This window comes from Rhizobium sp. AG207R (genome assembly GCF_027109195.1).
GTDB lineage: Bacteria > Pseudomonadota > Alphaproteobacteria > Rhizobiales > Rhizobiaceae > Rhizobium > Rhizobium dioscoreae.
Genome location: NZ_JAEPVT010000008.1, coordinates 206,288 through 231,239 on the forward strand (window position 1 = coordinate 206,288; position 24,952 = coordinate 231,239).

Annotated in this window: 20 protein-coding genes and 2 pseudogenes; 13 read left to right on the plus strand and 9 right to left on the minus strand. The window is 60.3% G+C overall.

Annotation, left to right across the window (positions count from 1 at the left end):
- Nucleotides 1-78: 78 nt before the first annotated feature.
- Entirely contained in the window at nucleotides 79-1,302 is a 1,224-nt protein-coding gene (gene repC / locus JJQ51_RS20625; protein WP_269245224.1) for a plasmid replication protein RepC, read from the plus strand.
- Nucleotides 1,303-1,488: 186 nt separating this feature from the next.
- Here the strand turns inward: repC and JJQ51_RS20630 are convergent, their stop codons facing one another.
- The 4 genes and pseudogenes from JJQ51_RS20630 to JJQ51_RS20645 all read right to left on the minus strand — a co-directional run bounded on the left by JJQ51_RS20630 (nucleotide 1,489) and on the right by JJQ51_RS20645 (nucleotide 6,769).
- Nucleotides 1,489-1,659: a hypothetical protein gene (locus JJQ51_RS20630; protein WP_173004651.1), complete on the minus strand. Its 171-nt coding sequence runs from the start codon at nucleotides 1,657-1,659 to the stop codon at nucleotides 1,489-1,491.
- Nucleotides 1,660-2,279: 620 nt separating this feature from the next.
- Complete coding sequence (locus tag JJQ51_RS20635) at nucleotides 2,280-2,780, minus strand: HIT family protein (protein WP_145323646.1); 501 nt, start codon at nucleotides 2,778-2,780, stop codon at nucleotides 2,280-2,282.
- 1,147 nt (nucleotides 2,781-3,927) lie between these two features.
- Nucleotides 3,928-5,511, minus strand: a complete 1,584-nt coding sequence (locus tag JJQ51_RS20640) for a DHA2 family efflux MFS transporter permease subunit (protein WP_269245225.1) — start codon at nucleotides 5,509-5,511, stop codon at nucleotides 3,928-3,930.
- A pseudogene (locus JJQ51_RS20645) lies at nucleotides 5,508-6,769 on the minus strand (HlyD family secretion protein). The gene JJQ51_RS20640 and the pseudogene JJQ51_RS20645 overlap by 4 nt, the downstream one beginning before the upstream one ends.
- 248 nt (nucleotides 6,770-7,017) lie before the next feature.
- Between JJQ51_RS20645 and JJQ51_RS20650 the strand changes: the two are divergent.
- The 4 genes from JJQ51_RS20650 (at nucleotide 7,018) to JJQ51_RS20665 (ending at nucleotide 10,592) form a co-directional block, all read left to right on the plus strand.
- On the plus strand, nucleotides 7,018-7,605 hold the full coding sequence (locus JJQ51_RS20650; protein WP_162750880.1) for a TetR/AcrR family transcriptional regulator: 588 nt from the start codon (nucleotides 7,018-7,020) through the stop codon (nucleotides 7,603-7,605).
- A gap of 965 nt (nucleotides 7,606-8,570) precedes the next feature.
- Entirely contained in the window at nucleotides 8,571-8,882 is a 312-nt protein-coding gene (locus JJQ51_RS20655) for a DUF736 domain-containing protein (protein WP_269245226.1), read from the plus strand.
- A gap of 446 nt (nucleotides 8,883-9,328) precedes the next feature.
- Nucleotides 9,329-10,183 (plus strand): DUF932 domain-containing protein, encoded by an 855-nt coding sequence (locus JJQ51_RS20660; RefSeq protein ID WP_269245227.1) that lies wholly within the window; start codon nucleotides 9,329-9,331, stop codon nucleotides 10,181-10,183.
- A 121-nt stretch (nucleotides 10,184-10,304) separates the two neighbouring features.
- Nucleotides 10,305-10,592, plus strand: coding sequence for a hypothetical protein (locus tag JJQ51_RS20665; protein ID WP_269245228.1), 288 nt, complete (start codon nucleotides 10,305-10,307; stop codon nucleotides 10,590-10,592).
- A 397-nt stretch (nucleotides 10,593-10,989) separates the two neighbouring features.
- On the opposite strand, the gene traG is transcribed toward JJQ51_RS20665, so the two are convergent.
- From traG to traC, 3 genes are read right to left on the minus strand one after another with little or no spacing between them, the layout of a single operon-like run.
- Nucleotides 10,990-12,927, minus strand: coding sequence for a Ti-type conjugative transfer system protein TraG (gene traG / locus JJQ51_RS20670; RefSeq protein WP_269245229.1), 1,938 nt, complete (start codon nucleotides 12,925-12,927; stop codon nucleotides 10,990-10,992).
- The gene (traD, locus tag JJQ51_RS20675) at nucleotides 12,914-13,129 is read right to left on the minus strand and encodes a type IV conjugative transfer system coupling protein TraD (protein ID WP_069610808.1); all 216 of its coding nucleotides are present in this window, start codon (nucleotides 13,127-13,129) and stop codon (nucleotides 12,914-12,916) included. The genes traG and traD overlap by 14 nt, the downstream gene beginning before the upstream one ends.
- Nucleotides 13,130-13,133: 4 nt before the next feature.
- Nucleotides 13,134-13,442, minus strand: coding sequence for a conjugal transfer protein TraC (traC, locus tag JJQ51_RS20680; protein ID WP_269245230.1), 309 nt, complete (start codon nucleotides 13,440-13,442; stop codon nucleotides 13,134-13,136).
- A gap of 251 nt (nucleotides 13,443-13,693) precedes the next feature.
- Here traC and traA point away from each other — a divergent pair, with 251 nt between their 5' ends.
- The 5 genes and pseudogenes from traA to JJQ51_RS20705 all read left to right on the plus strand — a co-directional run bounded on the left by traA (nucleotide 13,694) and on the right by JJQ51_RS20705 (nucleotide 20,752).
- Entirely contained in the window at nucleotides 13,694-17,017 is a 3,324-nt protein-coding gene (traA, locus tag JJQ51_RS20685; protein WP_269245231.1) for a Ti-type conjugative transfer relaxase TraA, read from the plus strand.
- The gene (gene traF, locus JJQ51_RS20690; protein WP_113354740.1) at nucleotides 17,014-17,580 is read left to right on the plus strand and encodes a conjugative transfer signal peptidase TraF; all 567 of its coding nucleotides are present in this window, start codon (nucleotides 17,014-17,016) and stop codon (nucleotides 17,578-17,580) included. The genes traA and traF overlap by 4 nt, the downstream gene beginning before the upstream one ends.
- Entirely contained in the window at nucleotides 17,570-18,733 is a 1,164-nt protein-coding gene (locus JJQ51_RS20695) for a conjugal transfer protein TraB (RefSeq protein ID WP_269245232.1), read from the plus strand. The genes traF and JJQ51_RS20695 overlap by 11 nt, the downstream gene beginning before the upstream one ends.
- A gap of 16 nt (nucleotides 18,734-18,749) precedes the next feature.
- Nucleotides 18,750-19,352, plus strand: coding sequence for a TraH family protein (locus tag JJQ51_RS20700; protein WP_269245233.1), 603 nt, complete (start codon nucleotides 18,750-18,752; stop codon nucleotides 19,350-19,352).
- A gap of 212 nt (nucleotides 19,353-19,564) precedes the next feature.
- Nucleotides 19,565-20,752, plus strand: a pseudogene (locus JJQ51_RS20705) (ATP-binding protein).
- 111 nt (nucleotides 20,753-20,863) lie between these two features.
- Here JJQ51_RS20705 and JJQ51_RS20710 read toward each other — a convergent pair.
- Nucleotides 20,864-21,085 (minus strand): helix-turn-helix domain-containing protein, encoded by a 222-nt coding sequence (locus JJQ51_RS20710; RefSeq protein ID WP_269245234.1) that lies wholly within the window; start codon nucleotides 21,083-21,085, stop codon nucleotides 20,864-20,866.
- A 236-nt stretch (nucleotides 21,086-21,321) separates the two neighbouring features.
- On the opposite strand from JJQ51_RS20710, the gene JJQ51_RS20715 reads away from it, so the two are divergent.
- Nucleotides 21,322-21,642 carry a transcriptional repressor TraM gene (locus tag JJQ51_RS20715; RefSeq protein ID WP_145323663.1) on the plus strand — a complete coding sequence of 107 codons (321 nt, stop codon included), beginning with the start codon at nucleotides 21,322-21,324 and terminating at the stop codon, nucleotides 21,640-21,642.
- A 3-nt stretch (nucleotides 21,643-21,645) separates the two neighbouring features.
- On the opposite strand, the gene JJQ51_RS20720 is transcribed toward JJQ51_RS20715, so the two are convergent.
- Nucleotides 21,646-22,350: an autoinducer binding domain-containing protein gene (locus JJQ51_RS20720; RefSeq protein WP_269245235.1), complete on the minus strand. Its 705-nt coding sequence runs from the start codon at nucleotides 22,348-22,350 to the stop codon at nucleotides 21,646-21,648.
- 652 nt (nucleotides 22,351-23,002) lie between these two features.
- Between JJQ51_RS20720 and JJQ51_RS20725 the strand changes: the two genes are divergently transcribed.
- On the plus strand, nucleotides 23,003-23,668 hold the full coding sequence (locus tag JJQ51_RS20725) for a LuxR family transcriptional regulator (RefSeq protein ID WP_269245236.1): 666 nt from the start codon (nucleotides 23,003-23,005) through the stop codon (nucleotides 23,666-23,668).
- A gap of 204 nt (nucleotides 23,669-23,872) precedes the next feature.
- On the plus strand, nucleotides 23,873-24,931 hold the full coding sequence (locus JJQ51_RS20730; RefSeq protein ID WP_269245237.1) for a class I SAM-dependent methyltransferase: 1,059 nt from the start codon (nucleotides 23,873-23,875) through the stop codon (nucleotides 24,929-24,931).
- Nucleotides 24,932-24,952 lie beyond the last annotated feature (21 nt).

Genomic DNA, 24,952 nt, shown 5'->3' on the forward strand with positions numbered 1-24,952 from the left:
TTTCCTCGAATCCCAGTCAAGAGTCTTTGGCACCGTTTTTGGTGATCGTATTTCTTTTGCCTCTTGAAGGTGAGGAAAATGCAGAATGGAAGTGTAACGACGCCTTTTGGGCGGCGGCCAATGACGCTTGCCCTGCTTCGGCGACAGATCGCCGTGAACAGGATCGAACCCGGCAAGTCGGTCGATAAATGGAAAGTCTTTCGAGACGTATCCGAAGCGCGGCAAAAACTCGGATTGCAGGATCGCAGCCTTGCCGTGCTTGACGCCCTGTTGAGCTTCCATCCGGAAAGCGAGCTGCGCCAGGACGCCCAGCTTGTTGTCTTTCCATCCAACGCGCAGCTGACCTTGCGCGCTCACGGCATCGCGGGCGCCACGCTTCGCCGGCACCTCGCGCTTCTCGTCGAGGCTGGCCTGATCGTCAGAAAGGATAGCGCCAACGGTAAGCGCTATGCGAGAAAAGGCAGGACGGGCGAGATCGAAAACGCATTCGGCTTCGATGTCTCACCGCTGCTGGCGCGCGCGGAGGAACTCGCAATCATGGCTCAGCAGGTCGTGGCGGAACGGATGGCGCTACGCCGCGCCAAGGAAAGCCTGACGATCTGCCGGCGCGACGTCCGCAAATTGATCGCGGCGGCCTGCGGGGAAGGCATCGGTGGCGACTGGTCGCTGATCGAGGATAGCTACAACGCCATTGTCGCCCGCATTCCTCGTTCACCGACGATCCGCGAGATCGTCTGCATTCTCGAAGACATGGAGCTTCTTCGCCGCGAGATCATCAACCTTTTGGAAATGCAGCAAAAAATTGAAAATTATAGCACCAATGATGCCCAGGATGAGCAGCACATACAGAGTTCGAATCCCGAATCCCTTAATGAACTTGAACCAAGCTTTCGAACAAAGCTGGAAACGAGGTCCATCGAAAGAGACAGGTCGCGGAAAGAACCGATGCGGATCTTTCCGTTAAGCCTCGTGCTGAAGGCATGCCCAGAAATAAGCTCTTATGGACCGACGGGCGGTATCAACAACTGGCGGGACCTGATGTCCGCGGCTGTCGTCGTGCGATCGATGCTGGGCGTCGGTGCTTCGGCCTATCAGGATGCTTGCGAGATAATGGGGCCGGAAAACGCCGCCGCGACGATGGCGTGCATCCTCGAGCGATCTGGGCATATCAATTCGGCTGGCGCGTATCTGCGAGATCTTACTTCCAAGGCGACGCGGGGTGAATTTTCACTTGGTCCCGCGCTCATGGCATTGCTTCGAGCAAATATCGGCGACGGCGCTACCATATCGAGGGTTTCATGATGGATGGTTGCTCGGCTTCCAGCATATCCGCGATTGTAATAGGCCCTTGAACCAGGGCTCGAGCGTTACCGAGTGGGCGGCATGATATGTCATTTTCAGCAAATGGTACGGCCAAAGCCAATCTTTCAGCCATGGCCGTTCCATTGACCGTCGGTGATTGCCGGCAGCTCGGATCCGGGCCGTGGATTACCGGCAGACGCGTTCCTTGCGAATGACCCAGTGGCCATGAACCTTATGCTTCACGGTTTTCACGAAGCAATCATGGTGATGACGATGGAATGGGGCTGCCTGAGAGGGAGCGCTGACGGCGACAACGGATGCCAGGGCGATCACGGAAGAGAGAAGCAGGCTTTTCATGTTAAACCTCGTAAGCATTGGGGGTTGATGCTGCGTGTTCACGCATGACCTTGATGACCGATCGAGACTTAACCGAAAATGAATAGCACCCTTACAATTTTGTAATGCGATCTGGAGATCCGCGCCGATCGAGGAGCCGTCCGCGGTGAACGCGAAAGGAGCGTGGTTTGAGGTACATTGGCCAAACTCGGTCCCGGCCGATCGCATTTATCGCCCGATCTCTCGCCGCTGGCCTACCACTCGTCGGCCGCAACTGGAGCCTTGGTAGCGAGCGAGTACGAACTCCCAGGAGATTTATCGGTTCGGGCTATCTGGTAATTGGCGAATCTGGGCGGAATTCATCCAAAAAGCTGACCGAAATGCCCTTCGGCGGGCTGTTTTACCCCGTCCCGGGAGCGGGATTGCCGCTTGCGGAACAACGCGTTTCCAGGCGTCAGAAGCTTCAGTCGACACTGTATGGCTGATGGAAGCTAATACCGCGATAGCTTCTCGATGGAAAAATTCTCTTTGAAAATCAGATATTTAGGCGGTGCCGAATTTGGGCAGGAGAAGCGAAGCATTTCGTCCGCTTCGTGCAATATAGCACGCTAACCAGGCCGATTAGTCAAGGAAATTGTCGGTTAGCCAGACTCGATGGCCCGCAGGGGATACCCCATCGTCTCGCGCAGGAGAGCGATGGTCTTAGAAACGCTCGGTCCCTCGATCGGAGGCGCCCGCCGGCGTTCGCAGAACTCCCGCCAGACGAATAGGGTCAGTTCCGCCCCGTCCGTCCCGGTCTCCCCCTCGGCGAATTGTCCGAGGATCCGATATCGGCCATCTCGCCAGAACAGTTTCTCCACCCAATCGTAGATGGGGATGACATGGAAATGAAAGGGAAGTCCAGGAATGTGGCCATATCGGCCGATATAGACGCGTGGAGCGCCCAGCTCTCGTTTCAGGGTCGCTTGAGACAGCGCCAGCAGCGGGCCGATCTCGCGCAGCGCGCCATCGGGTAAATCGAAGAGGTCATTGGCCAATCCTTTGGACTCGACGATGAGATAGCCGGGGAGCGCCGAATTCGCGCGGTGGCTCACAAGCCATCCGTCGCTCTCGCCGATCACAAATCGTGAAGCAGTCGTCATGTCTTCTCCTTCGTGTCAGCTGTTATTCGTCAGCTATTTATGCTTCTGGCCAGGCGTGAATAACATTGGCCAGAACCGGCAAGCTGAAGTGTTCCTGGCTTTTCGATGGCCGAAGCTGAGTGGCGAATATATTGGGCCCCAATTGATTGCGAAGGTTGCGTAGCTGCTGCCGGGCTGGCGGTCGAGGTGAAAGAGACCGCTCCGGCAAGACGATCGCGGGCTCTCCCGTGCGCCCCAATAGATGTCCATCCCTGTCTGCAAGCAGCATCCTGCGGCGGCCGAGCACGGCGGCGACGGCCGGAAAGGTCGTTGGAAGCACCACCGGGCGCGCAATGATACTGCTTTCCGCCGTAAACGAGCTGCCGGAAGAAAGCTCCATGGAACAGCAAGATTTCCGGATTGGACGGGCGAATGAAAAAGTCGCGCGGAAAGTCCGATCGCGAGCGAATGAACGCGAGGCGAACAGGCCTCGATGGACCAGAATGGACCAGATGGGGCTGCCGCCCATCGTATCCATGCGAGGAACTCGGCTGCTAGAGCAGGCGCGCCGTTCATCCCGAGCACGTCGGTCGGCGCGGCTTGCGAACATTGCCGCGGCTGTTCCAGGGTGTCCGAGCTCGCGGCCACGGGTGATGGAATTCGCGGTAATCAACGCGGAATTGCGACCTGGCGGCAGGATGCGCCAGGATCGCCACGAGGAAAGCCGCGTATGCTCGATGGACGTGTTGGAACTTCGCTGAGCGCGAGTAGCGGTAATGGCGATATTCGCGGGTAATGATCGCGGCCGGTTGGAGGCGACCTTCAACTTTGAAGTTGGGAGTTCTCTCTCGCTGGAGCGAGCGTGGTCTGGCTTTGGTGGACGCGCGAAAACCCTGACAGCTGTCAGGGTTTTTCAAACAGCGGCTATCAGAAGGGCGGGCTTTGGTAGGTGCGCGTAGCCCGGCGACCGACACAAAGGCGATATACTTCGCGTCACCCCTCTGGCGAGCTTGGGCCAAAACCCTGACAGCTGTCAGGGTTTTGTTCCGGAAGACCGTCGATGCATCGCAATGGCCGGATGAACGGTTGCGCTCACAGTATGCGCGGCCGATTCGTCCCGGTCGGAACTTCCGTCGCCTCGAAAGCTCCGGCCGGGAGTGACGGCGCGTCAATGTCCCATGGATGCCTTCCTGCCGAGCGTCACGTTGCGCAGCGTCAAGGCAAGAGGGATGGCCGCGAGCGAGATCAACGTCAGGACCCAGAAAGCATCGACATAGGAAAGAAACGAAGCCTGGCTCTGAATTTGCTGATTGATCCAGGCGAGTGCCTGTTGATGGGAGGTGGAAAGAGAGCTTCCTTGCGCCATGAAATAGCTGCTCAACTGACCGTAGGTACCCTGGTAGGCGCTGTTCGACGGGATGATGTGTTCCACCAGGCGGCTTTGGTGGAACTGTTCGCGATGGGTGATAATGTTGGAAATCAACGACACGCCAATCGATCCGCCGGTATTGCGGGCGGCGTTCAGCAGCGCGGAGGCCTGGTCGGTCTTGCTAGCGGGAATTCCGTCGTAGGAAGCCGAGGTGATCGGCAGGAAGATGAATGGCAGGCCAATCCCCTGCAGCATGCGGGCCGCGGCGAGATACCAGAAACCCACGGAGCCATAGACGCTGGTTACCTGATACATCGACAGGGCGACGAAGCCGGCGCCGATCGCGATCAGATATTTCGGCTGTATTTTCGAGGAGAGGAAACCGACCACGAACATCATGACCATGGTGACTACGCCGCCGGGCGACAGCATCAGCCCCGCCCATGTGGCCGTGTAGCCGAGATTCTGCTGAACCAGCTGGGGCAGATATTGCGTCGTGGCGAGCAGCAGCGCGCCGGTTGCCATCATCACCAGAAAGCAGGTGCCGAACTGACGACCGACCAGCATCCTGATGTCGACGGCCGGATTTCGGTGCCGCAGTTCCCAGGGGATCATCAGCAGGAAGGCAAGCGCGCAGATAACTGCCGCCACGACGATGAAGCTGGAGCCGAACCAATCGTCCTCCAGTCCTCTGTCGAGCATCAGCTCCAGCATTCCAAGGAAGGTGGCGACTAGCCCGAAGCCAATCCAATCGAAGCCAGGCTCCCGCCCGCGTTTCTGGGCACGTTCTTGCTTGGCGCCCGCCGGCTCCTTGATCAGCATGGCAACGGCGGCGAGCGTCAAGACGCCGACGGGGCCGTTGATCAGGAAGCACCAGTGCCATGAGAAGTTATCCGAAAGCCACCCGCCCAATGTCGGCCCGACCACGGGGGCGACGACGACGGCTACGCCGAACAGGGCGAAGCCCTGCCCCCGCTTTTCAGGTGGAAAGCTGTCGGCCAGAATGGATTGCGCGACCGGCACCATGCCGCCGCCACCGATACCCTGCAGGATGCGGGCAAGCAGCAGGAATTGCAGATTGGGCGCGAAGCCGCACATAACGGAGCTGATGGTGAAGAGTGCGAGGCAGCCGAGAAAGAAAGTCCGGCGGCCGAGAATTCGCACGAGATAACTCGTGGCCGTCACGATCACGGCGTTGGAAACGAGGTAGGTGGTGACGACCCAGGACGCTTCGTCCTGGCTGACACCAAGGCCGCCGGAAATATAGTTCAGGGCGACATTGGCGATGGTTGTGTCAAGCACTTCCATGAAGCTGGCAAGCGCGACGACGATCGCGATGATCCAAGGGTTCGGCGCCGATCCGGCGGCAGCGTTCGTGCTCACAACACATTCCTCAGGCTTTCCCACAAAGAGGGGCTGGCATTGGTGCGCACCGTCGGGACGACGGACATCCCGGGGCCTAACGCGAGATCGCTCGGCACGTCATCAAGCTCGATCTTCACGGGAACGCGCTGGACGATCTTCACATAGTTACCAGTGGCGTTTTCCGCGGGAAGCAATGAGAATGCCGTTCCCGATCCCGGCTGCACGCTCGCGACATGGCCATGGATCGTACGTCCCCCATAGGCGTCGATCGTCAGCGTTACCGGCTGGCCTGGACGCATATGATCGAGCTGGGTCTCCTTGAAGTTGGCCGTGACCCAGAGCTTGTCCGGCACGAACATCGCCAGATTCGTGCCCGCTTGCACATATTCGCCGTCGCCGGCCGACAACTGCACCACTCGACCAGGCTGAGCCGCCGCCATCGTCGTGTAGGATAAATTGAGCTTGGCCTGGTCGAGCTGGGCTTGATCCTGCTTGAGAGTGGCCTCAACGTTGGCGATCTGAAGTCATAGGCATCCAGCTGACGCCGCGCGGCGGTCAGCGAAGCCTGATCGGTGTTGAGCGCGGCCTGCTGCTGGTGCAGTTGCGAGGTATATTGCTGCGCTTCCTGAAGAGTGCCGGAGCCGCTCTTCACCAATCCCTGATAGCGGTCGTTCTGCTGCTGGGCGAAGACGAGATTGGCCTCGGCCTGTGCGACCTGCGCCTCGGCTTCTTCCACATTCGCTTGCTGAACCCGCTTCTGCGCCTGTGTATTCTTGATATTGGCGTTCGCCGCTGCGACCTGCGCCTGGGCCTGCTCAAGAGCCGTCTGGTAGTCGCGATCATCGATGCGGGCGATTACCTCGCCGCTCGCTACGTGCTGGTTGTCGGTGACCGGGACGGAAGAAATATAGCCGGCTACCCGAGAGGTGATGGCATATTGACGCGCGGCGATGAAGGCATCGTCGGTGCTCTCATAATGAGAGGCGTCGTCCCAGTAGAGAAAGGCCGCCATCGCCGCTGCGGCAAGTGCGCTTCCGCCGATCAGGAGCATCCGCCGGCGCCGGGAGGGGCTGCCAATCGCATCCTCACGACCGGGATCATCCGGCTCCGGCGTCTCGTTTTCGTCGAGGGATAGGGTTTTATCGCCGGGTCGTGGCGCTTCCGCTCTTTCCTGTTCGGCCGGCAGGCCGCCTTGCTCATGATTTACCTTGGTACCGGCGCTCTTCGGCTCCAGTACGATTAATTTTCCGAGGGTCTCATCCTGAGGCGTGCTCATCTTCTACCTCTTCCGTCACTAGGCTTAAATTGAAACGAAACGTTTAATTTAAATATTGACGTAGAACCGATCGGAGTGTTAGTCAAGAGCCGCGGAGGGTGCTAAACCGCGTCCGAGCCAATCAAAAAACAGTGAGGTCCGTCATGCCGCGAGAGATGGCAAAACCCCAGATTATACCGGGGAAGACAAATGCGACGCGACGTGGGCGCCCCCCGAGGGAGAGGGCGGGGGAAGTCGAGGACAGAATTTTGCAGGCCGCGCTCCAGGTCTTCATCGCTCGAGGTTATGAGGGCGCCAGCATCGACGAGATTGCCGAGGTGGCGAGGGCCGGCAAGCCGAGCATCTATGCGCGCTTCATCAACAAGGAGACCTTGTTCAGGGAAGTCGTCATCCGTTGGGCGCAAAAATCCGGCGAGATGGTCGCCTCCGCCACATCGGGCAGCATTCTTGAACGCTTCCAATCCGCGGGGGTCCTGATCCTCCAGCGGGCCATAAGGTCGGAGACCATCGGGCTCATACGCAGCGTGATCGGTGAAGCGACCCGCCATCCGGATCTGGCGACGACGATCCACTACGCCATGCGAGCACACGGAACGGCTACCGCGATGAAACTCGTGGCGGAGTTGGCGGAGGCCGAGGAACTCAAGCCATTGCCCGCCTTCGCGCCGGCCAGCCTTGAAGCCACGACCCGATACTTCATCGATCTGGTGTTGCTGCCGATGATGATCTCTTCGCTATTTCATGCCGATCTGACGCCTGTGAAGTCACAAATGGAAGATCATGCACGCGAGGCGGCCACTTTTTTCCTACGCGGCTGCGGCTACAGCGGCGTTTGACGGTCATGGCCTTCGCGAGATCGCGGCAACAGGCCTAGATGTTCCGGCGCTGCCTGTAAATCGTTCCTCGCGGGGCCCGCCGCGCGGGTGAGCAGGGCGCGACAGCGGCGTCAAGGCAGCTCCCAGCGAAACGGAGCCCGCCGGTGAGCGTCAGTCAGGTCCGAGCGTGCCGGCCGAAGCGTCTCCGGTGCTGTCCAACCCGCTCCCGCAAGCGCTCGCGATAGCGCGACGACATGTCGATGGGCTGGCCGCGCGCTCGACAGCGGGGGTGCCTCCACGGACCGCGGCCATGGCGGACGCTTGGAAGGCGGCTTGATGCTCTTCATGCCGGATGGGGCGTCAATGCCGGCCGCCGCTCTTGGTGGTGCCGGTTTCCTCGCCGGCTCGCGGGGTCACGTGGCCTTTCCGTGGTGCTGAGATCCAATTTCCCCCGAGATCGACCGATTCGGAGTGTTGGGTCTCCGCTTCCGGGAGTGTTTGGACTCGGTGACAAACGGTCTTGTGCGCTAAAGCGGTTTTCCTCCAAGCGACCAATCGCGCGGCAACTCCATGACTGCGAGTTTGCCCCGCGAGCGCGACCCTCGCCGGACGTCACGCGAGGGAATCCGCATGCCTTCATATCAGTCTGGCGGTCCAGTTGAGCCGGACATGGCCATCTGTCCGAAATTTCCCCGTGCTGATCGCCAATGTCATATTCCTTGCCAATTCGCCGCGGCTCCACACGCGGGCTCGATGGGGCAGGTCTGACCGGAGAACGGCTGCGCCTCGCTCATCTTCCCGCAACGGTGCCACGAGACTTTCATCCCCTTCCGGCTTCGCCGTCATTCCTCGCGAGACAAGAAAGTCTCTCCGCGCCGCCCTCCACCGTGTTCCGGCCCCACGGGGTGCGGTCTGATCGTCCCCGGCCTTTGTGACTGCCATCGAGCCGCAATGGAGCGGCTCGAAACAGCAAAAGGAATAGGAAAATGGCTACCATCGGCACCTTCACTTCGACTGAAAGCGGCTTCATCGGCTCAATCCGCACCCTCGCCCTCAACGTAAAGGCACGCATTACCCGCGTGGAAAGCCCCTCCGACAAGGGTCCGCACTTCCGCGTCTACGCCGGTCCGGTTGAGCTCGGCGCCGCCTGGCAGAAGCGCTCCAGCGAGAGCGACCGTGACTATCTCTCGGTCAAGCTGGACGATCCGAGCTTCCCCTCCCCGATCTACGCGATGCTCACGGAGGTCGAAGGCGAGGATGGCTACCAGCTCATCTGGTCCCGCCCGAACCGCGATTGAGATCCGAGGCCCCGCCAATCAGGCGGGGCCTTTTCTCAATTTGCTGGCCGAGGCGCATTCCGCGAAGGAGCGCGTTCGATGTCGATGGCACCCACCCGGTTCTTCCGCCGATAACGGTCGTTTATCGAGCGCAGCGCTGACGCATCCGTTCATGAGGCCCGTGCCGGGCCGCTTCAATTTGCTCGCCCCTGACATCGCCGCCCAGGCCGGTCAAGCGGCCCGTGAAGCCGGTTCATCTTCCGCGCCAGTCCGCAAGCGGACCCGTGAAGATACCCCGGCTTCCGCGCCACGCCGCTTGACAGTCCCGTTCGCCGCCGTGGGGCGGGCTTTCGCCCTCCCCTCTCTGTCCCGGGGAATGTCAGAGGCCATTCCCCAGGTAAGACCGGGGAGGCTTCGCCCGAGGGGCTTGCCCTTCGGATGGCAACCGTAACCAATGGAGACTGACAATGAGCATCTATACCGAGACCGCGCGTTTCGACACTGGCCGCGCGCTGACTGAAGCCGAAATGCGCCGCATTGCCCCTTCCATTTTCGCGGTGACCGCCCATGAAAGCCGGTCGGAACGCTTCCGGCCTATTCCCACCATCGAGATTCTGCGGGGTCTCGTCCGGGAAGGCTTCATGCCGGTCGGGGCGAAGCAGTCGCACAGTCGCATTGAGGGGAAAGCCGACTTCACCAAGCATCTGATCCGCTTGCGCCGCATCGACGACGGCAAGGTTTACAATGTCGGCGATACCGTTTGCGAAATCCTCCTCAAGAATGCCAATGACGGCACCAGCGCGTATGAATTGATGGCGGGACTGTTTCGGGTTCGTTGCCTCAATTCCCTGGTGACGCGGACCGGCACCATCGATGCCATCAAGGTTCGCCATTCCGGCGATGTCCAGCACAAGGTTATCGAGGGGACCTATCGCGTGCTTGGCGAGGCCGAACGCACGCTTGTCGCTCCACAGGATTGGTCAACCCTGCGATTGAACCGTGATGAGAGGGATATTCTCGCGGCCGCCGCCCATGTCCTGCGCTTTGGAGACAAGGATGGCGAGACCACGACGCCGATCAAGGCCGAACAGTTGCTTATCCCCCGCCGTCATGACGACCGCGCCGACGATCTTTGGACAGTCTGGAACGTCGTGCAGGAAAACGCCATCAAGGGCGGGTTGCGTGGTGTTGGCCGCGACGATCTTGGCAGGCGCCGTCGCGTGAAATCCCGCGCCGTGAACGGTATCGATCAGGACATCAAGCTCAACAAGGCGCTTTGGCTGCTCGGGGAAAGGATGGCGGCCTTGAAAAGCGCGCGGTGATCGCGGGAGCGCCGCCGCCCTGGCGGCGCTTCACACTCATGTCCATTCTATCGGAGAAAATACCAATGAACACTGTTCATCCATCTCCAATTCGCGGGAGATCAACGGGCATGTTCGTCCCATGGCATTTGCCAACGCAATTCACGGGCGCGTTCCCTCGTCGTGGGGTGGCGCGTCCCTCGTCACCTTGAACGATATTCGCGACTGCATCGAAGCGGGTGACCGATGGTTTGAGGAGGAGATCTCGGAAGGGTTTCGCGTTTCGACCGATAGCGGCTTTTCCTGCATCGTGCGCGATCGCCTCGCGTTTTGTTCGGCCCCTCGCCCGATCCTCGAGCTCGTTACACTCTCCAAGGAGGCAGACGAGGCCCTGGCGGTCGCGACATCGAAGAAAAACGACCAGGGCTAAATCGCCTCTTTCCGCCGATTAGTATCGAAGGCGAGCAGCGGCCAAGATCGCGCCAGCGCCCTTGGCGACATTGATGAGGCTAGATTGGTTTGTCGGCGGCTTGCCTGTCCCGCGCTGCTCTCCAAGCCGAGCGCGACAGGTCGAGGGGTGCCCCTCGCGCCCCACCCCTCGATGCTCCCCGCCCGCCCCTGAAAAAGCGGAGCGCGAGGAGCGGGGCAGTCGGTCCCGCTTTCCCTTCGGGCCACGATGTTGAAGCTCCCACGGCTGCCCTTTGTCCGCTCCTCGCGCGTCGAGAATTCCCGAAATCCCGGCCGGCAGCCGGCGCCCTGCTGATTTCTCCGATGCTCTTCATTTTTTTGGGGATCGGCCTTGCTTCTTGGACCGCGCATCGGTTCGATCAGTCAGGTCTTTCGAACGTCTTCCCGTCGCGATGAAACCTGTTCGCGGCGACGCGGGCCTTCATGTCATACCGCCGGAACCAAATCGCACGGCCGCACCGAAGTGGCGCGTTCCCGGCCGTGAACACAATCTGCTCGTCCGCTCGCATGCGAAGAACCTCATGCGCCTGGATCAGCGGCCGGGCGGCCAGCTGCTTCGAACGCGTTCGCGATGAACCCTTCGCTTGGGAACCGCGGCTGACCTGATCGATCTCGACCGTGGTCATGCCGCAGCGTTTCGAGATATAGTCGGCGGTCTCGGGATCATTGATCGCCGCGAAGGAGATCCAGCTCGCGCTTTCGAACCACTTGCTCGCGGCGTCGCGGCCGCCATAGGTTTCGCGCATCTGCCCGATCGACTGGTAGATCATCGTCAGCGTGATGCCATACTTGCGGCCGGCATCGCGAGCGGTCTCCAGGATTCGCATGTAGCCGAGGCGGGCAACCTCATCGAGGAGAAAGAGCGCCCTGCCCTCCAGCGCGCCGTCGCGATTGTAGATCGCGTTGAGGAACGATCCGATGATCACCCTCGCAAGGCCGGCATGCGTCTCGAGCGTCTTCAGATCAATGTTGATGAACACATCGGTCTTGCCATCCGCGAGCGCGTCGGTCGAGAAAGTCGAACCCGACACGAGCGCGGCATAGTTGGCGTAGGACAGCCAGTGCGTTTCCTTGACCGCGTTGGCATAGACGCCAGAAAAGGTTTCCGCGGTCATGTTGACGAAGGCGGCGACATTCTCCCTGACGAAATCCGAGTTGGAATTCTCGTAAATGGATTGCAGTCGCTCGCGCAGTTTCGGCTCCGGTTCCGCCAAATTCGAACGAACCTGGCGCAAGGTCTGGTTCGCCGTGTCGGTGTGCCCGGATAGGCAGACGTCCGCGATCAGCGCGGTCAACAGCTGAAGCGCCGATGCGCGGAAGAAGTCGTCGCGGACGCCGCGCGGGCCGCCGCTGTCGCTCATGATCCACGATGCGACCGAGGCGATATCCTCTTCCTTGGTTCCGCCATGCCGACCGATCCAATCGAGCGCGTTGAACCCGGTTTCGGGTTCCTTTGGATCGAGAAGGCGGATGAAGCGCGCGGCGGCTTCGCGATGCCCGCGCACCATTGGCGCGACCTCGTTCGAGGGGTCCAGCACGACAAGGCCGCCGGCCCATTTAAGGGCCGTCGGGATTGTCACGGACGTTGTCTTGAAACCGCCCGAACCGGCGAAAACGATACCGTGCGACGATCCGAACGAACCGTCGAAACACAACAGCGATGCCTTGCCGCCGCCGCCCCAGCTCTCGGCGTCGCCCGCGCGGAAGGGACGCGCCGCGGTGCTATCCTTGTCGACGCGGTAGCGTTCGCCGATGACGATGCCGCCGGTGTCGGGAAAAAGCCTCGCCGCGTCCCGCATGTTCATCCAGTCGGCCTCGCCATGCAGCGCCCTGCGCCCTCGGATACGCCTCGGCTCGGCGCGGGCGAACGCGGCGTTGCCGATGAGCATCACCCGCAGCGCGAAACTTCCCACCATCAATGCGGCCACCGCGCCGATCATCGTTGCGGGGTCGAGATACGCGGCGATGGACCCACCCGCCGGAATCTGACCGACGAATGACATGAGGCGTGTCGTCTCGCGTATCGCCGCGATCAGGATCGTCACCATGCTCCCGGCGGCGACGCCCCAACCCGCGAACTTGATGCCGGTCGCGCCCGTGCTGGCGAACAGGAAGGTCAGGCCGATGGCCGAAGCGGTGACATAGGGCGTCGCGATGCCCACGCGGCCCAATGCCAACCTCGCGGCCTCCGTCCTTCCAAAGGCCGATAGCCAATCCTCGATACCGGCCGTGCCGAGGACGGCGAGCATCATCAGCACGATTGGCGCGGCGAGGAGAGCAAGCTTATTCGCCGTCATCGCTGAACGCTTTCACACCGATCGCGATCAGCCGCGCCCGCTCGCCTTCGTCCGACCTCAGCCGGGCGTTCAGTTCGAGCAACGCTCCAAGCAGAAGCGCGCGTTTCTCATATCGCAAGCCGGCTTTGACGATCAGGCCGCCGAGTTCGATTTTCTCGCGCGTGTCCTTCTTGCGGGCATCGGATGTCGTCGTTCTCGCCATCCGATCAAGCCTCGCGACCGCCGCCCTGAGCCGCGCCAGGCGGGACCATCGCGGTCGGCGTACCCGTGGTGCCTTTTCCATCGCCTTTTTTGCCGCCGGTCGTGGCCCCATTCCCGCCATCTTGGCCTGCGCGAAAACGTTGCGCGATATTCTCGAAGGCCGCCTGTAGCTCGGCTTCATCGATCTCGGTTTCTCCAAGACCAGCCTTGAGGGCAATTCGGCCGATCCGCTCGGCTTCGCGGGTTTCCGCGGCCTTGAGCTGTTCCTGGAGTCTGGCGATTTCGTCGCGGATTTTCGAGGAAGGTCTCTTCATTTGCGATCGTCTCCTGGCTGAGAAAGCGTGTCTTTCAAGGCCAGTTTCCGGAACTCGAGTAGCGAAGGCACTACTGTGAATCCTACAATCGCCAAGGGCGATGCTTTGGTGAATGATCCCTGCCGTTCCGAAGGAGCGGGTTCCAAGGGCGCAATTATACGTCGCTGTCGCGACGCTTAGCTTTTCGCCCCGGCGAGGCCCGCTCCCGACGCAAGCATTGGTTTTGTCCGCAACCGGGAGCCCAGACCGTCGTGGCCGTGCCTCATTTCTCCGTCAGCGTCGTCGCCCGCGGCTCCGGCCGCAGCGCGGTGCTGTCGGCGGCCTATCGCCACTGCGCGAAAATGGAATACGAGCGGGAAGCGCGGACGATCGACTATACCCGCAAGCAGGGCCTCCTGCATGAGGAGTTCGTCATTCCAACCGACGCACCGGAATGGTTGCGGTCGATGATCGCCGATCGCTCGGTGTCGGGCGCATCGGAAGCCTTCTGGAACAAGGTCGAGGATTTCGAGAAACGTTCCGATGCCCAGCTCGCCAAGGATGTCACGATCGCGCTGCCGATCGAACTCACGGCCGAGCGCAATATCGCGCTTGTTCGCGATTTCGTCGAACGGCACATCACCGCCAAGGGAATGGTGGCGGATTGGGTCTATCATGATGCGCCGGGCAATCCGCACGTACATCTTATGACGACGTTGAGGCCGCTGACCGAAGAAGGGTTCGGTGCCAAGAAGGTCGCGGTTCTCGGGCCAGACGGCAATCCGATCCGCAACGACTCTGGCAAGATCGTCTACGAACTCTGGGCCGGAAGCCTCGATGACTTCAATTCCTTTCGCGACGGATGGTTCGCCTGCCATAACCGGCATCTGGCGATGGCCGGCCTCGACATTCGCGTCGATGGCCGTTCCTTCGAAAAACAGGGTGTCGAAGTGGAGCCGACCATCCATGTCGGCGTCGGCGCGATGGCCATTGACCGGAAGGCGGAGCGGGCGAAAGCACAATCATCGCCAAGGTCGCCAAAGCTCGAACGGATCGAGCTGCAGGAGGTGCGGCGAAGTGAGAACGCAAGACGCATCCAGCGCCGGCCGGAGATCGTCCTCGAGCTGATAACCCGGGAAAAGAGCGTCTTCGATAGCCAGGATGTCGCGAAGATCCTGCATCGCTATATCGATGATGCCGTTCTGTTCCAGACTCTGATGGTTCGTGTCCTGCAGAGCCCCGAAGCGCTCTGTCTCGAAGGCGAGCGGATCGCGTTTGCGAGCGGCGCCCGGGTGCCGGCCAAATACACGACGCGCGAACTGATCCGGCTGGAAGCCGAGATGGCCAGCCGTGCCATGTGGCTGTCGGCACGATCCTCGCATGGTGTTCGGGAAGCCGTGTTGGCGGCGACGTTCAAGCACCATTCCCGACTGTCGCAGGAGCAGAGGACCGCGATCGAGCATGTCGCTGGATCCGAGGGGATCACAGCTGTCATCGGCCGTGCTGGCGCCGGCAAGACGACGATGATGAAGGCGGCGCGCGAGGCGTGGGAAGCCGCCGGCTATCGTGTCGTCGGTGGCGCGCTTGCCGGCAAGGCCGCCGAAGGGCTGGAGAAGGAAGCTGGGATTGCCTCGCGCACGCTTTCGTCCTGGGAGCTTCGCTGGAGCCGAGGCCGAAACCAGCTCGACGCAAGGACGGTCTTCGTTCTCGACGAGGCCGGCATGGTGTCGTCGCGGCAGATGGCGCAGCTGGTCGAGACGGTGACGAAGGCCGGCGCCAAGCTTGTCCTGGTCGGCGATCCCGAACAGCTTCAGCCAATCGAAGCGGGAGCCGCGTTTCGCGCGATCGCCGACCGTATCGGTTATGCGGAGCTCGAGACCATCTACCGCCAGCGCGAGCAATGGATGCGCGATGCGTCGCTCAATCTCGCTCGCGGCAATATCCGCAAGGCTATCGCTGCCTATACCGCTCATGATCGAATGATCGGTTTGACGCTGAAGGACAAGGCAGCCGATAGGCTTATCGCCGATTGGAGTCGGGACTTTGACCCGACGAAGACGACATTGATCCTCGCCCACCTCCGGCGTGATGTGCGAAAACTGAACGGCATGGCACGGGCCGAGCTCGTCAAGCGTGGCATCCTTGGCGAAGGTTTTGCATTCCGGACGGAGGATGGGCACCGCAACTTCGCGAGCGGCGACCAGATCGTCTTCCTGAAGAATGAAGGATCGCTCGGTGTCAAGAACGGCATGCTCGGAAAGGTTGTCGAAGCCGCTCAAAACCGCATTGTCGCCGAGATCGGCGAAGGTGAGCATCGCCGGCGGATTACCGTCGAACAGCGCTTCTACAGCAATCTCGACCATGGCTATGCCACGACGATTCATAAGAGCCAGGGCGCCACCGTCGACCGAGTGAAGGTGCTCGCGTCACTCTCCCTCGATCGGCATCTGACCTATGTAGCAATGACGCGTCATCGCGAGGATCTCCGCATTTATTACGGCACCCGGTCCTTCGCATTCGCCGGCGGCCTCGTCGAGATCCTATCACGCAGACAAGCCAAGGAAGCCACGCTCGATTACGAGAAGGGCAGCCTCTATCGCCAAGCACTGCGTTTTGCCGAAGGACGCGGCCTGCATATCGTCAACGTCGCCAGAACGGTTGTTCGCGACCGGCTCGAATGGACGATCCGCCAGAAACAGAAACTGGCCGATCTTGCCCACCGGCTCCTCGTCGTCGGCGCCAAACTCGGCGTTGGTGCCAGCACCAAACCGACCCACTCCCAAAGCAGCAAGGAGGCCAGCCCTATGGTTGCCGGCATCGCGACATCCACGAAAACCGTCGAGCAGGCGATTGCCGAAAAGGTCGAAGCCGATCCCGGCTTGAAGAAGCAATGGGATGACGTGTCGACCCGCTTCCACCTGGTCTACGCGCAGCCGGAAGCCGCATTCAGATCAGTCAATGTGGACGCCATGCTGAAGGATGAAGCGATCGCAAAAACGACGCTTGCGAAGATCGCCAACCAACCGGATAGTTTTGGCCCCCTCAACGGGAAATCGGGCTTGCTCGCCAGCCGCGCCGACAAGCAGGACCGTGAGCGGGCTGAGCGCAATGTGCCAGCCCTGGCGCAGAGTCTCAGCGATTACATGCGTCAGCGCAGCCACGCAGAACAGCGCTATCAGGCGGATGAAATGGCGGCTCGTCGCAAGGTCTCGATCGACATTCCGGCGCTGTCGCCAAGTGCGCGCCAGACGCTCGAACGGGCGCGCGACGCCATTGATCGAAACGATCTTCCGTCGGCGCTCGAGTTCGCGCTTGCCGACAAAATGGTGAAGGCGGAACTGGAGGGATTTGCCAAGGCGGTCACGGAGCGCTTCGGCGAACGGACCTTCCTGCCCTTGGCCGCCAAGGATACGAACGGGGAAACCTTCAAGACGGTCACTGGGGGCATGAACTCTGCTCAGAAGGAGGAAGTCCAATCTGCCTGGAGCCTGATGCGCGCGGCGCAGCAACTCAGCGCCCATGAGCGGACGGTCGAAGCACTCAAAAAGGCCGAGACGCTTCGCCAGAGCAAGACCCAGGGGATGTCGCTGACATGATCATGCCCGTCTTGAAGATGGCGCCAGCAAGGCGACACAACAAACTCATCCAACTTGGCTTGGCCATGATCCCAATGGCCTTGCTGGGAACGACCTTGGTCGCCTGGTCTGGCAACTATCGGATCAATCTCACGCCGAGCGAACCACTCGGTCTCTGGCGTATCGTCAAGCTCGATCGTGCGGCCGCCGTCGGCGATCTCGTGTTCATCTGCCCGCCTCGAACGCCAGCCATGCAGGAGGCGCGCAGTCGCGGCTATCTGCGCTCCGGCTTGTGCCCAGGCGGCGTGGCACCGCTCATCAAGATGGTTATGGCCGTTGCGGGACAACGGGTCGATATCGGCGCCAGTGTGACTGTGGATGGCCGTCCGGTTCCCTTCTCCACCATTGTCCAGCGAGATGGCGAGGGACGGCCGCTGATGCCTTTCGTCGGAGGCATCGTGCCAGCGAGCTGCGTCTTCCTTCATTCGGCTTTCGCTGGATCATTTGATTCGCGCTATTTCGGTCCCGTTCCCGCTGCCGGCATCCTGGGTCTCGCGCAACAGGTTCTGACCTATGCGCCGTGATCATTTCGAACCAACGCTGCTGATCATTGGAGCGATCGTCGCGGGGACAATCGGATGGAGTGGTCATGTCCTGCTGCTCCCGACAGCACTGGCGTTCCCGATTCTTTGGGCGCGGGCGCAAACAAGATTGGTGGCGGCGCTTGTTTCAGCCGGGTATTTCCTGGCAGCATCACGTGGTCTGCCACAGGGTGTCGCCGCCTTCTATTCATCGGACATCTGGCCCGGCCTGTTGCTATGGCTGTGTGCGTCGGGGAGTTTTGTTGGCGTGCATGCGGTGCTCTGGACGAAGCGCTCTGGTCCTCGCCCGTTGCGCTATCTGGTGGCGACTGCCCTATTGGCGATCCCACCTTGCGGCATTGCCGGCTGGGCAAATCCTATGACATCCGCCGGGGTTCTGTTTCCCGGTTGGGGATGGGCGGGTTTGCTTGCAATCACAGCCGGTCTCATGGGCCTCGTGACCCGCATGTGGCCTGCTGTCGCAATCGCCTTCGCAGGCTTCTGGTTGTGGTCCGCCGCTACCTGGACCGAGCCGCATCTACCCGATGGTTGGCAAGGCGTCGATCTCGAAATGGGACCTTCGCTCGGCCGTGACATTAGCATTCAACGCCACCGTGATCTGATTGCGACGGTGAAGGGTCGTGGAGCTGATGACCGCCCGACGATCGTGCTCCCAGAGAGCGCCTTGGGTTTCTGGACGCCGACGGTCGATCGGCTCTGGGTCAATGCTCTTCAGGATACGGACATTACCGTCGTCGCTGGCGCGGCCACCGTGGACGCGGCTGGCTACGACAACGTCCTCATTGCCGTCTCCGCAACTGGCGGCAGGCTCCTCTATCGCGAACGGATGCCGGTGCCGGGCTCGATGTGGCAGCCTTGGCAGTCATGGTTCGGTAAGAGCGGCGGAGCTAGAGCCCACTTCTTCGCAAATCCCGTTGTCGATCTTGGGAATGTGCGAGGCGCTCCCCTGATCTGCTACGAGCAACTGGTCGTCTGGCCGGTGCTGCAATCGATGCTGGATGACCCCGACCTGATCATCGCCGTCGGAAACGGATGGTGGACCAAAGGCACGTCGATCGTCGCAATCCAACGGGCAAGCACGATCGCCTGGGCAAGGCTCTTCGCCAAGCCGCTTGTTTTTTCCTTCAACACCTGAGGCCCGAGGAGACGTCATGTTGGATGCTGCGTTTATCAAGGAATGCGCCGATCCCTCACTCAGGCCCGCTGTCGTCGAGCAGTTCGTGGCGGCCGTCGGCTCGACGGATCCCCTCGCCGTGACGATCAAATCCGGGGGCCGGTTGATCCTCGTTCCGAAGGCGAAGTCGGCCGACGAGGCGATGGCGATCGTGAGGCAATATGTCGGCCAGGCGGTGGTTCGCGTCGGCTTGACGCAATTTCCCGCTGGCGTCGGCATCAAGGATGCAGCCGACTTGCAACCGGACCTCGTGGAGCCTTGCGAAAACCTTCGCAAGGGAACTGCGATGTTTGCCAAGGTTCTGAGGATCGTTGCCAAGTGGTACGGCAATCCTAAGAGCGACGAGGTTTTCCCGCAGATATTCGAGGACGCGGTCTATGCCTGGAAGACGGGCGAATTTGAGGGAGAGAGCGTCTTTCAGGCCGAGGATCCGGGCGGCGTGGCAGCAGAGCAGCCCACTCATGCCAGCCAGCGAGAAGCGACGACGGCCGATCAACCTGTCGAGCCGGCAGCTTCTCAATCGAACCTGAAGGACGCTGGTATTCGGATCGACCTTTCGCGGATCGATGGGCAGCGTTAGCGCTCGGCGGGGGGACGATTATTCAAGTCGGGCAGAAAATTTGTGTGATCCAAACGCATTAACTTGGTGTCGTCCCTTGATGTCCCTGCGCGACGAACCCCCTATAATTTGAGAGGCGCCATCTACGGAGATTGGCCGAGGCTATGAATCAGCCGTGCTTTAAATTAAAATCAGTCAGACATACGCTTTAAATTAGCCGACCGATCGTCGAAATGGCGCTGGCTGACACGTGTGTTGTGCTAATTGCCGGCCCGCGGCAAGCCGGAAAGACGACTCTCGCACGACAGGTCTCTGGCTCAGATCGTCCATTTATCACCCTCGACGACGTTGGTACGCTGAATACAGCAAAGACCGACCCGATCGGCTTTATCCGAGGCATCAAACGGGCTGTCGTCGACGAGGTGCAACGGGCGCCCGAACTGATACTGGCTATCAAGGAAAGTGTTGACCGCGATGACGAACCCGGACGGTTCTTGCTTACAGGCTCGCCAACCTTGCCACCGTTCCGGCGATTGCAGACTCGCTCGCCGGCCGTATGGCCGTTGTCCCACCGTTGCCATTTGCCCAATCTGAGATCCGGTCCACCCCGGGTCGTCTGCTGGATCGGCTGTTCGCCGGCGAGGAGCCTTCCGCCGGCGAGGACACGGTGGTTGGTGACGACCTGATGGCGATAGTGCTGCAGGGCGGTTACCCAGAAGCTTTGCGTCGGCCGACGGCCGACCGGCGAACCGCTTGGCTGGAAGATTATGTGAAACTGATCCTCGACCGCGACGTACGTGAGATCGCCAACATCGATCAGTTGGACCGGTTGCCGCGGTTGCTCGAAGTTCTAGCGGAGCATGCTGGACAATTGGTCAATCACAGCAGTTTCGGTGCGGCGCTTGGATTGTCGAGCATCACCGCACAGAAATACGTCGTGATCCTCGAGTGTCTCTTTCTAATCACTTGTCCCATGGTCCAACAACCGCTTGAGCCGGCTCGTCAAGACACCAAAGCTTCACTTTCTGGACACAGGCTTGCTTGCGACTTTGCGAGAAGACGACGCGGTTGCGTTACGTGACAACAAGGGTCGATTTGGCGCTCTGCTTGAAAGCTTCGTGGTTTCAGAACTGCTGAAGCTGGCGTCATGGTCAGGCCGGCGATTTTCCTTCTCCCACTACCGGACGAGAGACCAAGATGAAGTCGATATCATCATTGAGGATCGGCGCGGCCGGGTTGTTGGGATAGAAGTTAAGGCGTCAGCAACGGTGAAATCTGACGATTTTCGCGGGTTGCGCCAGTTACAAGAGGCGGTCGGTGATCGTTTCGTGCGAGGGCTCGTCCTACACGACCACGACCGAGTGACGCCATTTGGAGAAAAGCTCCAGGCAGCACCGCTATCTCTCCTATGGACAATGTGAGCCGCGAGCAAGCGGCGTCTCTCGCCGAGACGTTGCCGCGGGCATTCCTTCCTTCTCAGCAGATGTCTATCGTAAAGTCCCGCGAGATTTTCGTCAGTCAAGATCGCGGGTTCACTTCTCCTCCGGCAACCGTTTCAGCAGATCGGACGCCTCTGCTTCCAAGACCCTCGCCAAGCGATCCACCACGACGATACTGGCCTTGTATACGCCGCGTTCCAGGGAGCTGATATAGGTTCGGTCGATTCCTGCTCGATGCGCGAGTTCTTCTTGCGACAGGCCCTTGGCCAGACGCGCAGCTTTCAGGTTTCGTGCGAACACCTCTCGAATCTCCATGATCGAGAGAGCAACCGGTTGTGGAGTATTTCACCACGGAGTATACTCTACAAAGCGGTTCCCCATGTGGAATCAAGGCCCTGCGCGGCGCCAAATGGTGCTTATGTTCGGCGGTGAACGACAGAAAAATCAATTTCCCTCGACTGTCAGAAAATTGGTAATCGATCGCAAGCATGCATGATGCCACTAAGCCTCGGTTCCTGGCGACCGCGAAAATGAAGCAGGAGGAAACAAGGATGATTGAGGCTGGCTCATCCGAGGCAGGCGAACAGGCCGCCCGTGAATCTCGCTACCGGTCGATGCAAGAATCGGAGCTGGAAGCATTGGCCGTTTCCGCGATCCTTGAACACCGTCGCCTTCTTGTCGCGGACGAGGCTGTTTACGAAGAATGGACCCGTGCGTCGGCGGACCCGTCGGTCTCCGCCGATGTCCTTGCCAGTCTGCAAGACGAATATCTCGCGCGCCAGAAGAAAGCCGAGGCACAGCAGCGAGAGCTTTCGGAAATCATCGACGTTCTGGGTTATGTTCCCGAGGTTCCGCTCGACGAGGAGACGTGACGGTTACACCAATCCGTGATCCTTCGCGATCGCGACGAGTTGTGGAACAGTCGCGGCCCCGAGCTTGCGACGGGCTTTATCAAGATAATGCTGGACCGTTCTCGCCTTGATCCCCGTCAGCCTGGCGGTTTCTGGAGCGGTTTTGCCTTTCGCGGCCCACATCATGCACATGGCTTCCCGGGGAGAAAGCAATCGTTTTGGTGCAAGAATGGCAGAGGCGGCGATGATTTTCAGGCCGTAGTGGACCGCGAGCACCGCATGAACCGCCTTTCGCGGATCCCGGAGTTTCGAAATGTCGGCCGATTGTGCCGAGGACGCGAAGGTCAGCATCATCGTGGAGCCGAAGCTTCCTTCGACGGGTATCGTCACGCCGCTGCGAATGCCGTGTTTGATTGCCTGGTCTCGAAAGCGCCTGAGTTCAGAGGATCCACGCGCCGGCCAATCATCTGCCCTCCAGCTAAACATGTCCATGCGACGTTTGGCTTCGATGATGACGGGATCGATTAACGAATACCGGCTTTTGAAATAAACGCCCTGCCATTCCTCCGAATACGAATTGCATGTTCGGATTTGCAGGCCCTCTTTCCGCAGAAACGCGAAGCGCTCGAAGCCACATGAATGGGCAAATGTCTTCAGGGCGCTCTTGATCATGCGTTCGTCGTGGGCGATCTCAGTCATGTCGATGAGAGAGCGAAGATCACTATCCATGAAGTTGTCTCCAGTCCGATTGCGTCAGTCCTCCCTTTTGTCTGTTCGCACGGCGCCGGGTACCGCAACGCCAGATCATCGCGGCGACCACGGCCTCCCGCCGTGCTCGCATCACCCGGTGTTTGTGAACGTTTTATGATAACGTCATTCGCGCTTAACGGGTAGTGATTTTTTCGTTTCAAGTTCGGGGGTGTCCTGAACCAAACCTCGGCCCCGACGGTTGAACACGGAAAGCGGTTCGCTCGTGGCTCGGCTCCTTGCATGGTCCCAAGCAACACGAAGCCCGACGCTTGCGCCACCTGCGGCAGCTGTCCGTCGTCCTCGGAGGGGACTTGGTGAATCCTCATATTGCCCACGCTCCCTTGGGCGGCGATCTTGGCGATCAGGCATTCCGTCGGACTTGGATGAAGCTCATTCAGGGCCCTCGGCACGTCCGATCGCCGGATTCGAGAAGATTTGGATCGCGACAAGGAAGATCATTGGTAAGCGACAAGCCATTGGAAAACGACGAGCTGAGAAGGGGCTTCGTCAAACGCCGCGCCGCCCGAGCCATGGACCGATGACGGGGTCGGGCGCGGAGGAAACATCTTTCGTTCGAGGCCGGTTGTCGTCGGCACTGAAAACACTGAAGCGTGTGCGGCACGGTGACGAGTTGGACTTGGTCCTCGCGGAAATCCGCCAGGCCTATGGCTTCGCGCATGCGACATTCCTTGTCGTCCGTGCCGGGATTTCTCCCCTTTGCTATCCGTACTTTCGCACGACCTATCCGCCCGAATGGACGGACACCTATTTGCGAGAAAACCATTTCGAGATCGATCCTGTCATCGCGATCAGCCGTACCGGCCTTCTTCCGGTCGACTGGCATGCCCTGCGCGTGCCGTCCGAAAAAAGTAAGGCGTTCTTGAGGGACGCGAGAGCGTTTGGCGTCGGCAGACATGGCCTCTCCGTGCCCGTGAGAGGGTCACGCGGAGAGCGTTCCCTCTTTTCGGTAACGTCAAATGCGAGCCGGTCGGACTGGCGGAGACTTCGCGATTCGAGCATCCACGAATTGCAAATCCTGTCCCATTATCTGCATGACAAGGCTTTACCTGTCTCCGGCCTTCGCGCCTTTCGCGAGCACGACGTACTATCCCGCCGCGAGCGCGAGTGCCTGCGGCTTGTCGCGCTCGGTGAGCTTCCCAAGCGCATTGCCGCCACGCTGGGGATTTCCGAAGGCACGGTACGACTTTATCTGCGCCTGGCCAGGCGCAAGCTCGGCGCCAGGACGCTCTACCAGGCGGTCGCCAGGGCCAGTTTCCTGGAGATGATCGATGTATGAGCCAAATGCCACTCGGCGCCAATCCGACAGCCTTCGCTTGCCCGTCAATCTAACAAAATCGGCCGATTGCTCCGCCATCCCACCTCGATGACATCTGTGCATCACGGAGCCGCCGTTTCAGCCTGCTGACGACGACCCAGTCCAAAGCCGTGATCGCATCGTGACGCGGCTGCTCCTTTCGACCCGACGGGAAGGATTTGAAACATGGTTGATAGGCAAACGATCGAGGCTTGGCGAAAGGCGCCCCGCCTGAACGCGTTCGCGCCGTTTTTTGAGCGAACCGCTCGAGGTCTTGGCGGAATGCCTGACCTCGCCACTCCCGAACCCGACTTATCGCTCCTGGAATTCGATCTTGACTGCATGGCGTTCTGGGACACGCACCGCCGCCTTTGGGGGAATTTCGACAACCATTATTTCGCGAGCATTCCCTATCGCCTGGAAGAGGAGTGCCGGTTGGGCGCCGCGATGCTCGTCCTTGCCCTGCACGCATGGGGACGCAGGCGGCAAGCCGCTGCCGTTTATACGCTCGGGGCCGGAGCCGGCACGCTTTCGAGATCGCTGGCAAGGCTCGGCGACGGGAGGCTGAAAACGCTCTGCTGCAGTCCCACGGACGGAAATCGCATCAGTTTCTTCGCGCGGCGCGGAAGCGAGCATGCCCATTTCCATCACGGTCCGTTCTTCGAGCTCGACGACGAACGATATGCGACCGATGAAAATCTCCAGCCATTCCGGGACGGCTATGATCTACTTTTCGAAGATACGACCTTTCAAATGTACGGTCGTGACCGGAAGGAGCAACTCGCCGTCATCGCGCCTCGGGTCAGACCCGGCGGCCTGCTTATACAGGTGCAAAAGATCGCGCATCCGGACGTCGATGCCTATCTGGAACGCGAGCGCCAGAAGGACGAACAATTCAAGTCGCGCTATTTCTCGAAAACCGAGATCGTGGCCAAGAAGCACGAGGTTCTCGACACCATGACGAAGTTCCAGGTGGACCTGGAGACGTCGATCACCGCGCTGGGATCCTATTTCAGCTATTCCGTCGTCACCTGGAATAGCGGCAATTTCTACACGATCGTTTCGTCCAATTCGGCCGCGTCACTGCGAGAGTTCGTCACCTCGATGGTGAAGCCGGCGATTCCAGAGGAATTTTGCTACGAGCAACTGCCTCTTATTTTTGCGCACGAGACAGCGCCGCCGCTCGATGAGCGGTGGGCGTGGCGGACTGCTCGCCCTGCGGTGGATTCTGACAGTGCCATATGAGGGGTCAAGACAAGGAACCGG